We start from the raw sequence: 607 nt of genomic DNA on the forward strand, positions 1-607 counted from the left end.
CGAGTTCATAAGAACTCGTCTTTTTGTTTATGCAGGGATTTTTAACCCCATTGATAAAGTAATTCTTTTCTCATTATAGAAGTGGATATACTCTTCAACTTTCTTGAAGAGAGACTCATAGGTTTTGAAATGATATAAACGATATACTTCTTCCTTTAATGTTCCCCAGAATGATTCAATTGGTCCGTTATCGATACATCTGCCAGGACGTGACATACTATGTGTTATTTGTCCTTTTTCTATAAAGTGCTTAAAGAAATGAGAAGTATATTGAAATCCTCGATCACTATGAATCATTGTTTTTGTTGGAATTATCTTTCTCTTTATTTGATTAAAAGTATCTTTAACGATTTGATTATTATTTTGTTTAGATATTTGATATGCAACTATTTTCTTTGTGCCATAATCTAAAACTGCACTTAAATAAGCTTTTTCTCCCTTTCCATATTTCATTTCAGTGATATCCGTTAATAGTAGAGCCATTGGCTCGTAATCTTTCTGAAATTCTCGATTTAAAATATTAGCTGCGGTGTATTCTTCAGAGTTAGATTTATAACGATAACGTTTTTTTCGTATAATTGCCTTTAATCCCATTAATTTCATAAGG

At 30.5% G+C, this 607-nt stretch carries 1 protein-coding gene; it reads right to left on the minus strand.

Going from position 1 to position 607, the window contains the following annotated elements; genetic code table 11:
• Nucleotides 1-27: 27 nt before the first annotated feature.
• A partial coding sequence (locus ADH99_RS08320) for an IS3 family transposase (RefSeq protein WP_049554506.1) occupies nt 28-607 on the minus strand: 580 nt, incomplete at its 5' end.

The sequence above is a fragment of the Granulicatella sp. 572.rep1_STHE genome (assembly GCF_001073445.1).
GTDB lineage: Bacteria > Bacillota > Bacilli > Lactobacillales > Aerococcaceae > Granulicatella > Granulicatella adiacens.